At 60.7% G+C, this 14,416-nt stretch carries 10 protein-coding genes and 1 tRNA gene; 6 read left to right on the forward strand and 5 right to left on the reverse strand.

Annotated elements, in window-relative coordinates; translation table 11 throughout:
- Positions 1-13: 13 nt before the first annotated feature.
- Positions 14-1,081, reverse strand: coding sequence for a lytic transglycosylase domain-containing protein (locus WD006_RS11910; protein WP_024569961.1), 1,068 nt, complete (start codon positions 1,079-1,081; stop codon positions 14-16).
- A gap of 647 nt (positions 1,082-1,728) precedes the next feature.
- Between WD006_RS11910 and ubiD the strand changes: the two genes are divergently transcribed.
- On the forward strand, positions 1,729-3,252 hold the full coding sequence (gene ubiD, locus WD006_RS11915) for a 4-hydroxy-3-polyprenylbenzoate decarboxylase (RefSeq protein ID WP_029307294.1): 1,524 nt from the start codon (positions 1,729-1,731) through the stop codon (positions 3,250-3,252).
- 86 nt (positions 3,253-3,338) lie between these two features.
- Positions 3,339-5,348 (forward strand): acetoacetate--CoA ligase, encoded by a 2,010-nt coding sequence (locus WD006_RS11920; RefSeq protein WP_029307293.1) that lies wholly within the window; start codon positions 3,339-3,341, stop codon positions 5,346-5,348.
- A 9-nt stretch (positions 5,349-5,357) separates the two neighbouring features.
- Here the strand turns inward: WD006_RS11920 and WD006_RS11925 are convergent, their stop codons facing one another.
- Positions 5,358-6,014 carry a glutathione S-transferase family protein gene (locus WD006_RS11925; RefSeq protein ID WP_008642239.1) on the reverse strand — a complete coding sequence of 219 codons (657 nt, stop codon included), beginning with the start codon at positions 6,012-6,014 and terminating at the stop codon, positions 5,358-5,360.
- Positions 6,015-6,297: 283 nt separating this feature from the next.
- Here WD006_RS11925 and WD006_RS11930 point away from each other — a divergent pair, with 283 nt between their 5' ends.
- Both WD006_RS11930 and WD006_RS11935 read left to right on the forward strand, forming a co-directional pair.
- On the forward strand, positions 6,298-7,530 hold the full coding sequence (locus tag WD006_RS11930; RefSeq protein ID WP_029307291.1) for a polyhydroxyalkanoate depolymerase: 1,233 nt from the start codon (positions 6,298-6,300) through the stop codon (positions 7,528-7,530).
- Between the two features lie 73 nt (positions 7,531-7,603).
- On the forward strand, positions 7,604-8,530 hold the full coding sequence (locus WD006_RS11935; protein WP_029307290.1) for an aldose epimerase: 927 nt from the start codon (positions 7,604-7,606) through the stop codon (positions 8,528-8,530).
- 646 nt (positions 8,531-9,176) lie between these two features.
- Here WD006_RS11935 and WD006_RS11940 read toward each other — a convergent pair.
- Together WD006_RS11940 and WD006_RS11945 are read right to left on the reverse strand one after the other, a co-directional pair.
- Positions 9,177-9,566, reverse strand: coding sequence for a DUF5594 family protein (locus WD006_RS11940; protein WP_029307289.1), 390 nt, complete (start codon positions 9,564-9,566; stop codon positions 9,177-9,179).
- A gap of 616 nt (positions 9,567-10,182) precedes the next feature.
- Positions 10,183-11,070 (reverse strand): phage integrase N-terminal domain-containing protein, encoded by an 888-nt coding sequence (locus WD006_RS11945; RefSeq protein WP_080711382.1) that lies wholly within the window; start codon positions 11,068-11,070, stop codon positions 10,183-10,185.
- 1,446 nt (positions 11,071-12,516) lie between these two features.
- Between WD006_RS11945 and WD006_RS11950 the strand changes: the two genes are divergently transcribed.
- Positions 12,517-12,591: transfer RNA gene (locus WD006_RS11950), tRNA-Gly, on the forward strand.
- A 75-nt stretch (positions 12,592-12,666) separates the two neighbouring features.
- Positions 12,667-13,455, forward strand: coding sequence for a tRNA (guanosine(46)-N7)-methyltransferase TrmB (gene trmB, locus WD006_RS11955; RefSeq protein ID WP_029307288.1), 789 nt, complete (start codon positions 12,667-12,669; stop codon positions 13,453-13,455).
- Positions 13,456-13,510: 55 nt separating this feature from the next.
- Here trmB and WD006_RS11960 read toward each other — a convergent pair whose 3' ends face one another.
- A complete protein-coding gene (locus tag WD006_RS11960) occupies positions 13,511-14,392 on the reverse strand; it encodes an undecaprenyl-diphosphate phosphatase (protein ID WP_029307287.1) in 882 nt (293 codons plus the stop codon).
- Between the last annotated feature and the right edge of the window lie 24 nt (positions 14,393-14,416).

The raw sequence follows: 14,416 nt of genomic DNA on the forward strand, positions 1-14,416 counted from the left end.
GAGAATCCGCTGCTCAGGCCGACTGGGCCGTATTGCCGGACGCCTCGAGCTTCTCGGTGCCTTGATGATGCTCGGCCTGCGTCTTGGTATCGGAAACGGCCGGTGCCTTCTCCGTGTTCGGCAGACCCAGCAGGGCACGCAGACGCGCGCGCTCGGCCAGCACCTTGGCGCCATAGCCGCCGTCGGTATTGGTCGTGGCACCCACGTAGTACTTCAGCCCGCCTTCGATCGAACCGGCACGCGCGATGCAATCCTTGAGCACCAGCGCGCCAATCTTGATGTTGGCGTACGGATTCAGCGCGGCGGACACGCCGCCCACGGCCTCGTACTTGTCCTGGTGAACCTTCGTCATGACCTGCATCAGGCCCTGCGCGCCAACGCCGCTTTCCGCGTACGGATTGAAGCTCGACTCGATCGCGATCACGCCCAGGATCAGCAGCGGATCGATACCGACCTCGCGACCCGTCATATAGGCGGCCTTCACGAGCTGCGCAGTCGCCTGCGTCGCCACGCGGTACTTGCGGGCGATGTACTCGGCCACGGCAGCCTGCTCACGCGCGGAGCCGAGCGCAGCCGTGTTGCGGGCGTCCAGCGCCACGCGCTGGACCGGAATCTGCGCGGCCAGATGCGCCACGGACGGCACCTTGCCGGCAGCCGTCTGGCTCCATTCGTCCACGCCCGACACGGTCGGCAGGCCCGAACTGCCATGGCTGGCCACGGCGGCCACCAGGCGCGACGCGGCCACATCCGCCGACATGGGCGGCACATGGCTGATCGAATCCTTCGACATGGCGGCATCCACCAGCACGGCAGGGGCTTCGTTGCCTGCCAGCGCACCGGCGAGCGAGGTCCGCCATTGCTGGCTGACGGTCAAGGTGACCGCTGCGGCCACCGACAGCACCCCGAGACTGTTCAGGGTGTACTTCAAGGTTGTGCGGCCACCGCGCAGCAACGCGCGGCCTGCCACCGGATGGGCCAGTCGCACTTGCAGTGCGCGGCTCACACCGGGAACCGGTTGTCTAAAGCGGACCTGCAATGCCCGCCCGATACCGGGAAGATGAAGGGTTTTCCAACCGCTCATGCTTACCTCCATCCGCTGCCCGCTGCGCGCGCCTGACAACTGCGCGAGCCCGATCTCAACGTACTCAAGTAAGGATGCTGCGCCACCTAGCAGGGGTGTCCAGCATCTGTTGGCGGGCGCTCCCCATGCGCCCAACGAGAAGCAGGGTACGAACCTGGGGAGCCGCACCCTGCCACTAAGCACTCATTCATGCCCCGGCATCCCGCCAGGGTGATCGTCGATCGGGCTACTCCCGGCAGCCTCGTGATCGCAATCAATTGAGGTGTTGTATTCGCAGCGATTTGGCAAGCGTCCTATTGACAGAGGACGAAAAGCCATGTTGCGGCGCAACACTTCGAAGAGCAGACCGGATTGTAGGAACGCTTTTATAACCCGTCAAGCATAACAAATTGCAATAACACTACTTTTATATATATGTAACAACGACCTCCGGGCGGCCGTCATCGCACCCGCAAACCCGGAATCATAAGCCGGGCCTAGTATTGCTCCCCCTTCCCCACCTGACCGGCCTCGCAGTTTATTTACAATTTCAACTCGCGCGCCGGCACGATTTTTTTGCGCCTTTGCGATGGCGTGTGTATCGTCACACACATTGGAAACGTCGCGCCATGACCCCTCGCGACACCGCACCCCAAATCGATTTCACTATGCAATACAAAGACTTGCGCGATTTTATGAGCCAGCTCGAGCAGCGTGGCGAGCTGAAACGCGTGGCAGCACCGGTGTCTCCGAACCTCGAAATGACCGAGATCTGCGACCGCCTGCTGCGCGCGAACGGCCCGGCCGTCCTGTTCGAGCAACCCCGCCGTGACAATGGCGATATCTATAAGGTGCCTGTCCTGGCAAATCTGTTCGGCACGACACAGAGGGTGGCGCAGGGCATGGGCGCATCGTCGCTTGAGGATCTTCGCGACATCGGCCGCGTGCTCTCGGTCCTCAAGGAACCGGAGCCGCCGCGCGGCCTGCGTGAAGCCGGCAAACTGTTTACGCTGGCCAAATCCGTATGGGACATGGCGCCCAAGCGCGTGAGCAGCCCCGCGTGTCAGGAGATCGTCTGGGAAGGCAACGACGTCGATCTCGCGCGCCTGCCAATCCAGACTTGCTGGCCCGGCGATGCAGCACCACTCATTACATGGGGCCTGGTCGTGACGAAGGGCCCGCACAAGAAGCGCCAGAACCTGGGCATCTATCGCCAGCAGGTCATCAGCCGTAACCAGGTCATCATGCGCTGGCTCGCCCACCGTGGCGGTGCGCTCGATTTCCGCGAGCACGCGCTGGCCAACCCGGGCAAGCCGTTTCCGATCGCCGTGGCGCTGGGCGCCGATCCGGCCACGATCCTCGGGGCCGTCACGCCCGTGCCCGACACACTCTCCGAGTACCAATTCGCCGGCCTGCTGCGCGGCAGCCGCACCGCGCTGGCCAGCTGTATCACGCCTACGCTGTCCGAGCTGTCGGTGCCCGCATCGGCGGAGATCATCCTCGAGGGCCACATCCAGCCCGATCCGAACCACCCGTCCGGCTACCAGCACGCGCTGGAAGGCCCGTATGGCGATCACACCGGCTATTACAACGAGCAGGACTGGTTCCCGGTCTTCACGATCGATCGCATCACGATGCGGCACGACCCGGTCTACCACTCCACCTATACGGGCAAGCCGCCCGACGAGCCGGCCGTGCTCGGCGTGGCGCTGAATGAGGTGTTCGTGCCGCTGCTGCAGAAGCAGTTTCCCGAGATCACCGACTTCTACCTGCCGCCGGAGGGCTGCAGCTACCGCATGGCACTGGTCCGCATGAAGAAGCAGTACGCCGGCCACGCCAAGCGCGTCATGTTCGGCGTCTGGAGCTTCCTGCGCCAGTTCATGTATACGAAGTTCATCGTCGTGGTGGATGACGACATCGACGTTCGTGACTGGAAGGAAGTGATCTGGGCGATCACCACGCGCGTGGACCCGACCCGCGACACCGTGATGGTCGACAACACGCCGATCGACTACCTCGACTTTGCCTCGCCGGTCTCGGGCCTGGGATCGAAGATGGGTATCGACGCCACCGACAAGTGGCCCGGCGAAACCACGCGCGAATGGGGCACCCCGATCACCATGGCCCCGGAGATCAAGGCCCGCGTGGATCAGATGTGGGGCTCGCTGTTCGAGGAAGGCCCCGGCAAGTAGCGCGATTGCCCGCTATCATCGCTTTTTGACCGGCAATCCAAGACAACACTCTCATGGCCCGCGCAGACGGGCTCCGGAGGAGACAAATGACGCTTGCAACCCAGGCCGGCCAGCCGGCATGGACGCCGTCCGCGGCATTCACCGAAAGCAGCCATCTGGCCGCATATATGAAGTGGTTGCGCGGCGCGCGCGGCCTCGACTTCCGTGACTACGCCAGCCTCTGGCAATGGTCGGTCACCGACATCGAAGCGTTCTGGCAGACCATCGTCGATTACTTCGACGTACGCTTCGACACACCCGCGCAGCGTGTGCTGGATCGCCGCACCATGCCGGGCGCGCGCTGGTTCGAGGGCGCGACGCTCAACTACGCGCAGCAGATCTTCCGCCACGCCGGCACCGGCCTGGCACGCCAGCGCACCGCCATTCGCCATGCCGGCGAGGCGCAACCGCTAGCCGATATCAGTTGGGACACGCTGGAATCACAAGTCGCCTCGGTTGCCCACGCCTTGCGCCAGATGGGCGTCACGCGCGGTGACCGCGTGGCTGGCTACCTGCCCAACGTGCCGGAAACGATCGTCGCATTCCTGGCAACTGTCAGCGTGGGCGCGATCTGGTCGGGCTGCGCGCCGGACATGGGCCAGGTGGCTGTGATCGACCGCTTCCGCCAGATCGAACCCAAGGTGTTGATCGCCGTCGATGGCTACCGATACGGCGGCAAGACGTACGATCGAGCGCCTGTGGTCGCCGATCTGGTTGCCGCGCTGCCCTCGCTGACCGACCTCGTGATCGTGCCGTCGATCGGCAGCAACGTCACGCCCGAGCCACATGCCCGGCGCCACACCTGGAGCGACGTGCTGGCGCACGACGTGCCGCTCGAGATCACGCCGGTCCCATTCGATCATCCGTTGTGGATCGTCTATTCGTCCGGCACCACCGGTATGCCAAAGCCAATCGTCCACGGGCACGGCGGCATTGTGATCGAGCAGCTCAAGCTGATGGCATTCCACAACAACCTGGGCACAGATGATGTGTTTCACTGGTACAGCAGCAGCGGCTGGATCATGTGGAATGCGCAGGTAGCTGGCCTGCTGCTGGGCACCACCATCGCGCTCTACGACGGCAACCCGGCGTGGCCCGATGCCGGCGTGCTCTGGCGATTCGTGGATCAGGCGCGTGTGACGATGTTCGGCGCCGGCGCTGCATTCTTCACCAATTGCATGAAGGCGGGCGTAGAACCGGCGGAGATCGCCGATCTGTCGCGCCTGCGCGGTCTGGGATCGACGGGATCGCCACTGCCGGAGGAAGCGTACGACTGGATCTACGGGCACGTGCGCACCGACATCTGGCTGGCGCCGATGTCCGGCGGTACTGACTTCGCCGGATCGTTCGTGGCCGGATGCCCCCTGCTGCCGGTCTATCAGGGCGAAATGCAGTGCCGTTGCCTGGGCGCCAAGGTCGAAGCCTTTGACGACAACGGCAAGCCACTGATCGACGAGGTGGGCGAACTGGTCTGCACCGAGCCGATGCCATCCATGCCGCTGTTCCTGTGGGGCGATGCCGACGGCAAGCGTTACCGCGACAGCTACTTCGACACCTATCCGAACGCGTGGCGCCACGGCGACTGGATTCGCATCACACCGCGCGGCGGCGCCATCATCTACGGTCGCTCCGATGCGACGATCAACCGATACGGCATCCGCATGGGCACGAGCGAGCTGTATCGCGTGGTGGAAGAGTTGCCCGAAGTGCTCGACAGCATGGTGGTCGATCTCGAATACCTCGGCCGCGAATCGTATATGCCACTGTTCGTGGTGCTGCGAGAGGGCATGGCGCTGGACGATGCCCTGCGCGACACACTGCGCGCGCGCATTCGCGTTGCGTTGTCGTCGCGGCACGTGCCGAACGAGATCCTGCAGGTGCCCGGCGTGCCGCGCACGCTCTCGGGCAAGAAGATGGAAGTGCCGATCAAGAAGTTGCTGCTCGGTCATGCACCCGAGAAGATCGCCAACCGCGATGCCATGGCGAATCCCGAGTGCCTGACGTGGTACTTCGCGTATGCCCAGGACTACCTGACGCGCGCCGCGCAGCCGGCGTAAGGCACTGCATCAGAACTCGACGTCGAGTTCGCTGATCTCGTCGGGCTCCTCGCGAGCGGCATGAATCCATTCCTGCATCTCGGGCATGGCCAGGATCGTCTTGCAGAACTCGACGAGCGGCGCATCGAGCTTCACGCCGTACGTGATGAAACGCGTCACCACCGGCGCGTACATCGCATCGGCAATGGTGCGGCGCTTGCCGAACAGGTAAGGGCCGCCGTAGCGTTGCAGGCACTCCGCCCAGATCGCGGTAATGCGGTCGATATCGGCCTGCGCGCGCGACCAGACCTTCAGCCCCGGGAAATGCCCCTTCAGATTCATCGGCAGCGCCGCGCGCATGGCTGCAAAGCCGGAGTGCATTTCGCCGCAGATCGCGCGGCAGTGGGCGCGCGCGACCAGATCGTCCGGCAACAGCTTCGCCTTGGGCCGGATCTCGTTGAGGTACTCCGCAATCGCCATCGTGTCCCAGACGGTCACGCCCTCATGGCGCAGGCACGGCACCAGGATCGACGGCGACAGCAGCAGGATCTCCGCCCGCGCGGCCGGGTCATCCGGCGGCACCAGCACTTCCTCGAATTCAAGCCCCGCAAACCGGGCCAGCAACCATCCGCGCAGTGACCAGGACGAATACGTCTTGCTGCTGATCGTCAGCGTTGTCTTCGACATCGTGCCTCCTCTGCCCCCGGGGCATTGTGCGATGTTCGCTTGCAGTATCGGCGGCGTGCGGACCTAATGCCAGCACGCACCCGCGCGGTGCGTGCCGCCGGCGCGTCCGGCACCAGTGCGAGGCCGCCTGTCGTCGCCGCTACGGGGCCGCTCCGCCACTCCGCACCCTTTGCGTGCCCTCACCCACCAAGCCAGACAAAATTTGCAAACGGCGTGCCAACATCGACGCCCGTGGCATATATATTGCGGCAATGGGGCTCGACGGACGTGGGGGGACCGAGCCATGCTCTACCAGACCTATCAGCTCTACGCGGATATGATGCAGCCGGCCTGCTCGCTGGCCGACATCGCCTCCACGCTCATCTCGGGATACCGTCGCGCCGACAACAGCGAGACGCTGCGCGCGCTACGCGCCTGGTGCGAAGTGCTGGCACTGGCACGTCTGACTCACTACCGCCCTCCTTTCGGCATCGACCGCGTGCGTATCAATGGTCGTGGCGAGTATGTGCCCGTGACCGAAGAAATCGTCATACGTACGCCGTTCTGCACATTGCTGCGTTTTCGCCGCGAGGGCGCGCCCCAGCAACCGCGTGTGCTGCTGGTGGCGCCGATGTCCGGCCACTTCGCAACGCTGCTGCGCGGTACCGTGGAAACGATGCTCCGCGACCATGACGTCTACATTACCGACTGGCATAACCCTCGTGACATCCCGCTCGTCTGTGGCCGATTCGGTTTCGACGAATTCGTGCATCACCTGATCACGTTCCTCCACGTATTGGGTGGCAACACGCATGTCGTGGCCGTGTGCCAGCCGACTGTGGCGGCGCTGGCAGCCGTCGCGCTGATGGCCGAGGACAGCGACCCGGCACAGCCGCCGAGCCTGACGTTGATGGCGGGCCCGATCGATGCGCGCGTGAATCCCACCCGCGTCAACGCGCTGGCTACGAGCCGCCCAATCGAGTGGTTCGAAAACACGTTGATCGGATACGTGCCGCTGCGTTTCGCCGGCGCGCTGCGACGCGTGTATCCGGGCTTCGTCCAGCTCATCGCGTTCATGAGCATGAACCGCGAGCGTCACGAACAGGCGCTGCGTGATCTGTATAACCTGCGTGCGCGCGGCGAGCATGGCAAGGCCGATGAAATCCAGACGTTCTATAGCGAGTACTTCGCGACCATGGACCTGACGGCCGAGTTCTATCTCGAGACCATCAGCCTCGTCTTCCAGCGCTTTCTGCTGGCCCAGAAACTGCTCGACGTGGCGGGCCGGCGCGTATCGACCGACGCGATCCGCCGCACCACCCTGCTGACCGTGGAAGGAGAGCGCGACGACATCTGCGCGATCGGCCAGACCATGGCCGCGCAGGACCTCTGCGCCAGCCTGCGCCCGTATATGCGGATGCACCACATCCAGACCGGCGTGGGCCACTACGGCGTGTTCAACGGCAAACGCTGGGAATCGCAGGTCTACCCGCTGCTGCGAGAGACCGTCCACATGAGCGACGAGATGTTTGGCTGAGCGATGGCGCCTGAATGGGCCGAAAGGCAGGGTGCTAACCTTCTCGGTTCTCCCCTTATCTTCCGCAGTCGACATGCCCACCACCTCCACGCAGCGATACCAGGGTCAGGATCTTCTCAGGATCGGTAACGACCACAGCTATCTGCTGCTGGCCCCCGGCCATGGTGGCCGGCTGGTGCGTTGGGTCCATCATGGACAGGACATCCTGTTCTGGCCCGATGACGCCGACTGGTCGCGCGTTGCCAAGATCCGTGGTGGCAATCCGTTGCTGTTTCCATTTATCGGACGCCATTTCGTCGACGGCGAAGCTGGCAAATGGCGCGACCGCGATGGAACGGTTCACGCCTTGCCCCAGCATGGCTTCGCACGCGACCTCCCGTTTGTGGTGACCGAGGTTTCGGACTCCACCGTAAGCCTGACGCTGACGTCGTCCGATGCCACTCGCCCTGGCTATCCTTACGAGTTCGAATTCACCGTAACCTATCGCCTGGCCCCGGACGGACTCGAAGCAGTTCTCGACACCCACAATACGGGTACGCAAGCCTTGCCCTACTATGCTGGCCACCACCTCTACTTCGCGCTGCCACACGAACAGCGCGCGCAGAGTCAATTGTCGATGCCGCCAGCCGAACGCATGCGCCAAAACGGCGATGGCAGCCTCACCAAGCCTCAGGCTGGCGATGACACGTACACCGTCGACGATCCACGCCTGCAGGACACGTTTCACGCCCTGCGCGCCGTGGGCTCCGCTCGCCTTGCCATGCCATCACGCACGATCGAAATCGCGCTGAACGACGAGACCTTCACTCCCTGGTACGCCGTCACCTCATGGACGGAACGCGACGACTCTGACTTCTATTGCGTGGAGCCTTGGTTAGGCTTGCCGAATGCAATTCATCATAGCCAAGGGTTGCGATGGATAAAAGCTGCTACTAGGGAACGCGCGATCTGTAGGCTTTCGGTATTGCAGTACGCAGATCACGATTGCTGCAGCAGATAATTTTCAAAATAGACCCCGACGATTACCAAGGTAAGAAATACGAACAGATTAGCTACCCGCGTCAAATTATGACGAAAGGCATCGTACAGTACGGAAATAATATCAGTGCTATGCTGAAAATTGATTGCGTTTCGTGCGGCAACCACGCCATGATGGTTGTCTATTGCAAAGATACCTCGCCTCTTATCCATACCTCGTCCTTCCGAATCTGGCCGCGACTACTAACCCTCACCAATTGGTCCCGGCTACAGCCGCTTCTACGTTTTGGACCAAGAAGGTCGACCCATGCGCGTCTACGACTTCGGGGAACACGCTCGCTGGGAGCGCTTCGAGGGAAAAGGTTGGTAGATCAAAGGCACGCTGCCCGAACTAGCGATCGAAGTTTGGACACATTTTTCCGGTTGGGAAGCACGGAAAAATGAAGACCCCCCAAAATTTGTGACACACATCAGCGGCTCGATTAAGGGGAAATTATCTTTCGCTGACTTGGGAAGAGGCAACGGACATGCACCAGCGCATAGTAGAAGAACTCCACGAGGGATAGCCGAGTAGCTCGAAATTCTCTATACATTCGCTGCCACAGCAATTGGCGGCCCGCCACAACCGTACGCACGCAAATATAGACAACCCTCGCGCACAACATCGGCTATTGATGCAGATGCTCGAAGTCGAGCCCGCCAAGCAATACGGTGGGGTCGGCCTGTGTGCGCGAACTGAAGTCAATCTGCCGCGCCTCCTGCCAGGCATTGAGCTTGCCCGGCAAGGCATCCAAATATTCGGCAAACCTCAGGTCACCGCCCAATCCAAACAGCCGGTCGACCTCATAGCTGTCCCAAGACATTGTAATGTCCAATGGACAGGCATACCGTCCGCCGCCACTTCGTGGAGGCGCCCAGATGCGCAGGCGTGCCGGCAGATCGGGAGAGGCTGGGGGAAGCACGTCGGCATGCAGCGTCCCGTGGGAAAGCCGTTGCACCCGCTCGACGATGCGGGGAAGGAGCTCGGCGTTGAAGCGTTGGGCAGGGTCTGGATGCACGATAAGATGAAAAGTGAGACTACTTGGTTGCCTGCAAAGCAGCCCTCGATCATGAGCGGGGTGATTGTCCAAACAGCCTTGCAGAATTGCAGTTGGCTATACCAAGGTACTCGCACGCTTGCCTGCGACGCTCGCCGCTGCCTAAAAGTGCCCGCCGGGGATTGCTACGCCGCGCCCACACCAAGGAGAATAGCGTAAGAATAGAAGTCCACGTGCTTCCGCAGTGCGTGGGGCATCAGAGAGCCTTTTCGTCACTGACGCCTACCAGCCCCAATATGCGCCTCGCCAGTGTTAAAGACGCCAGCCGTCACACCGAGGTGGCACGGTAGCAGGTAAGACTTCACGATCAGGAATTTCTGGCCGGCTACTGAGGTCTACCGTGACCCGCTTGCAGCCTATGTCTTGTAGATATGCCATCGTTCTCTCCAAATTGTCAAAGGGGTGCGGAATTTGGCGAGCGGATCGGAGCCATTGCCCTCCATTGACGCGCACAAACCACGCCTGCTCGCCAGGTATAACTTCAACCAAATATACCGCTCGCATAGCCAGGAGTTGCAGTAACTGATACTCTAGAATTTCTGCCATATTAATGGTATCGAATTTCTATTGGAAATTTTTAGCGACCCAAATAAACAGCCGTAATTGCTTCGCGGTTATGTCCCAGCTCAGCCGAAATCTTGAGCCGAGCAATATGGTCCACCAAACGCTGATCAGGTGTAAGGTGGGATGACCCCGGACCACCTGCAGCTGGCGCCGACCATCCCGTAAATTCCTTATAGCGCCGCTGGGCATATTCATGCCGGAGACCATGCAATTTACAAATCCCCGCCTTGCGGGTTGCCCTGATGTAGCGGCCGAGCTGCTCAACATATTTCAGATGCTCCGGAATCATTGAGCCGCTTCCGCACAATACCAGTACGCGAGCAAGCAAGTCACGCTGCTCCTCCGTTGTGACAGGTACAACACGCGCTCGCCCTCCTTTACACCAAGTTGGTTTCAAATTAATCTCTTTTACCTCATGAGTAGATTTACCGTTTAATGCATACTTGATTTGAAATTTTATGCACTCTTCACGGCGCAGACCAAACTCTTTCTGAAGCTCCACAGAGCAACGAATACGATCATCAGAAATTTCTCGCAAATCTCCAGAACTCAGAGTTATGGCCTTGGAGACATTCGTCACAAATCTTCGCTTACCAATTCCAAGCTCCGCATTCGTGCGTGGCACGCAGTTTTCCTTACCCACCTTTTCGGCCCACCAGCGCACATACGACATACGATTTTTCATCGTCGAAACAGCGACTCCAGATTCTTGCCATCGAGCAACCAGCGCACGCACGTGTTTCGGCTTCAAACCCGTAGCCGGAAGAGTTCGATAGCCCATATCCTTAAGGTCGTGAGCCACTTGCGCCAAGACTTCTCTACGAGCGGCTTGAGTTGAGAAGGAGCCATCTCGATTGCGATCAACCATTCGCATTAAGTCTAAAAAAATATCGATCTTCATTTGAATCCTCACGTTACTCGCAACATTACTTGTTTGGTCAGTGTTAACTGCGACTGGCTAGACCAGTCCTGGCACTGATGTCCTCAGGCATCAGTACGGGCACAACAAGTGCTGCGGCGCAGCTGGCCGGCCAATGTGGCCCGTTGAGCCCACAATGGCGTTCCGAGCAGATGGATGCCGCCGAAGGCGCAAGCGCGAGTACAAGACGCGTTTGACAGCCTTCCAACCGAAGACAGCAAAGAGTGCCGGCTGTCGGATACCTGCTTGGGGAGAGCGCAGGAGGATTCTGGGGACGATATGTCCACCTCTGCTCGGGGAAACCCGAGAACAAGGCCCTGTTGGGGTGATGGCGCAATGGGCGCGCCCTGCGTTAGACAGGAATGGGAGACTTAATGAAATCCAGACGCGAAACTGATTGCAGTTATGTCCGCGATCAGGAAAGGGAGGAAGGTCGGAAAGCGCAGAAAGGTATCCTGCCCGCTCAACGGCGGGCAGATCGCCAGCATTGCACTGACTTATAGCGCAGCCGATGAACCCTATGCCAAGAAAAATCTTGCACTAGGACGCCAAGGGAACAAGAAACACCACTAAGAACAGGCGGTCGGCAGTACATCCTCAGCTGCGCTCCACTAAGGAGTGCGAAGCCGGAATAACTACACAGCAGACGAATTCGCATCCGTCATGCTTTTACAAGCATCCCCGCAGAAGGGACGCGGGACAAAAGGATCTCACGGAGCCGCAGAGGCTCACAAGAAATCATCGCCGATTAATACGCCGCAACCTGCGAACTTCCGGAAAGGCGCGGCAGGCGCGTACAATTTGCGACCTAGGTCGCGAGTCGATGCGTCATTGACGCGAGTGTGAAGCAAAGATAACGCACAAAGCGTGCCTTGGCAAGCCTCTCAAGCGCAGCAGTCGATCATGTCTTACATACCCGTTCTTCGGGCCACTGGAGCGCCGACTGTTGCGAATTCTATTGCGAGATTGATGAGGGCGCCTTGCCGCTACGTTCCTCACTTCGACCGAATTCCCTACCACAGTGGCAGCAATGACATTCGCAGCTGCGCTTGAATTCGACACGCGCCTCCCATTCGGCTTGCTCAGCCCGAATCCCATTCTTAGCTACCCAGATAAAAAAAGCACAGAGAGGGAAGCCGACAATTAGTACAGCCAAACCGAGCGACATAGTAGTACTCCGGACGCTTGCCTAGAACAGCAAACATGTTGAGTGCAGCGCTTATATTAGTGTACATAAACTCGCCTAGAAGTGCAGGAGCGCCCAACCCCACTTGTCAAGCCTGGTCGCGGCGATTAGGTCTGGTCCTACTGAACTTGGTGCAAGGCCGTTCGACACCACTGGCAAGTAGTACACTCGACACTTTCACGCACGGCGCACAAGTCTCATACTTGCATCCATCTTGGAATCCCGCATAAAATCGCGGTTCCGCGGGCGTCGTATAATGGCTATTACCTTAGCTTCCCAAGCTAAAGACGTGGGTTCGATTCCCATCGCCCGCTCCACTCTTACTACGCAAGCCGCCTCTGGCACCCGATCGAAGCGATGATCGGCGATCCGCCCGGCGGTTTTTTGTTGCCATGCTTCCCCAAGACACCATCACCGAGCCGCTGCCAGGCGACGACGCCAAAGGCGCCCCTAGGCAGTCTGCCGACACTTCCACCGCCGATTCCAACCCGGGCGATGACGTCGCGCACCCGCGCCGAATCCGTTCGTTCGTCAGGCGCGCCGGGCGTACCTCGACGGGACAGCAAAGGGCGATGGACGAGCTGGGACCGACCTACATCGTCCCATACAAGCCCGAGCCGCTGGACTGGAACGCCGCATTCGGGCGCGAGGCCCCGTCGATCCTTGAAATCGGTTTCGGCATGGGCGAGACCACGGCGCATATTGCCGGCCTCCGGTCGCAGGACAACTTCCTGGGTTGCGAGGTGCACGAGCCCGGGGTTGGTGCCCTGCTCAAGCTGATCGGGGAGCGCGAACTCACGAACGTGCGCATCATGCAGCACGACGCGGTCGAAGTCGTCGCGCACATGCTCACCGAGAACTCGCTCGATGGCGTGCATATCTACTTTCCCGATCCGTGGCACAAGAAGCGTCACAACAAGCGCCGTCTGGTGCAGCCGGCGCTCGTGAAGCTGCTGGCCAGCCGGCTCAAGCCCGGTGGCTATATTCACTGCGCGACCGACTGGGAAGAGTATGCGCACCAGATGGTGGAGGTGCTATCCGGCGAACCGGCGCTGGAGAACTCGTCGAAGGCCGATGGGGGATTTGCGGACCGGCCGGATTATCGGCCGGTGACCAAGTTCGAGAAGCGCGGTCTGCGCCTTGGTCATGGCGTGTGGGACGTAGTGTTCCGGAAGAAGTAGACCAGAAAGCAAAAGAGGGGCGATGCCCCTCTTTCACATTCCGGCGCTCAGGCGCTCAGGCCTGCCAGGAAATGAATCCGGTCCACGCCGTCACCAGCACGATGATGCCGAAGGCGATCCGGTACCACGCGAACGGTTTGAAGTCGTGCGTGGCCACGAAACGCAGCAGCCAGCGCACGCACAGGAACGCTGACAGGAACGCGAATACAAAGCCGACGGCGAAGATGCCGAGGTCATCGGCGGACAGCAGCGCGCGCGCCTTGTAGAGTTCGTAGACCGTGGCACCGAAGATCACAGGAATCGCCAGGAAGAACGAAAACTCCGTGGCCACCTTGCGCGACAGGCCGAACAGCATGCCGCCGATGATTGTCGCGCCGGAGCGCGAGGTGCCGGGGACCAGCGCAAAGCACTGCGCCAGACCCACCTTCAGCGCATCGTGCCAGTTCAGGTCATCCACGGACTCGATGCGCGGCGCGCCGGCCTTGGCGGCTTCCAGCAGCGCGTTGCCTTGCGGGCGCGACACTGTACCGCGACGCGCCTCGCGCCATTCGGTCAGCAGGATCACCACGCCACCGACGATGAAGGCCATCGCCACGGTGATTGGGTTGAACAGATGGGCCTTGATCCATTTGCCGAAGACCAGTGCCAGCACGATGGCCGGCAGCGTGGCCACGATCACGTTGATCGCGAACCGCTGCGATTTGGCATCGCTGGTCAAGCCACTGATCACGACGCCGATGCGGTGGCGGAACTCCCAGCAAACGGCCAGGATGGCGCCGAACTGGATCACGATCTCGAAAATCTTGCCCTTCTCGTCATTGAAGTCGAGCAGTTGACCCGCAAGAATCAGGTGACCAGTACTGGAGATAGGTAGGAACTCGGTCAGTCCTTCGACAATGCCGAGGATGACGGCTTTCAGGGCGAGTGCAATATCCATGCGGAATCAGGAGAGGGAGGCGCG

This window comes from Cupriavidus sp. Met-2, assembly GCF_049843575.1.
Classification (GTDB): domain Bacteria; phylum Pseudomonadota; class Gammaproteobacteria; order Burkholderiales; family Burkholderiaceae; genus Cupriavidus; species Cupriavidus metallidurans.

Bases quoted from the DNA above. Each gene is read 5' to 3' on its own strand.
- WD006_RS11910 (WP_024569961.1), bottom strand. From the start codon at position 1,081: ATGAGCGGTTGGAAAACCCTTCATCTTCCCGGTATCGGGCGGGCATTG.
- ubiD (WP_029307294.1), top strand. From the start codon at position 1,729: ATGCAATACAAAGACTTGCGCGATTTTATGAGCCAGCTCGAGCAGCGT.
- WD006_RS11920 (WP_029307293.1), top strand. From the start codon at position 3,339: ATGACGCTTGCAACCCAGGCCGGCCAGCCGGCATGGACGCCGTCCGCG.
- WD006_RS11925 (WP_008642239.1), bottom strand. From the start codon at position 6,014: ATGTCGAAGACAACGCTGACGATCAGCAGCAAGACGTATTCGTCCTGG.
- WD006_RS11930 (WP_029307291.1), top strand. From the start codon at position 6,298: ATGCTCTACCAGACCTATCAGCTCTACGCGGATATGATGCAGCCGGCC.
- WD006_RS11935 (WP_029307290.1), top strand. From the start codon at position 7,604: ATGCCCACCACCTCCACGCAGCGATACCAGGGTCAGGATCTTCTCAGG.
- WD006_RS11945 (WP_080711382.1), bottom strand. From the start codon at position 11,070: ATGAAGATCGATATTTTTTTAGACTTAATGCGAATGGTTGATCGCAAT.
- trmB (WP_029307288.1), top strand. From the start codon at position 12,667: ATGCTTCCCCAAGACACCATCACCGAGCCGCTGCCAGGCGACGACGCC.
- WD006_RS11960 (WP_029307287.1), bottom strand. From the start codon at position 14,392: ATGGATATTGCACTCGCCCTGAAAGCCGTCATCCTCGGCATTGTCGAA.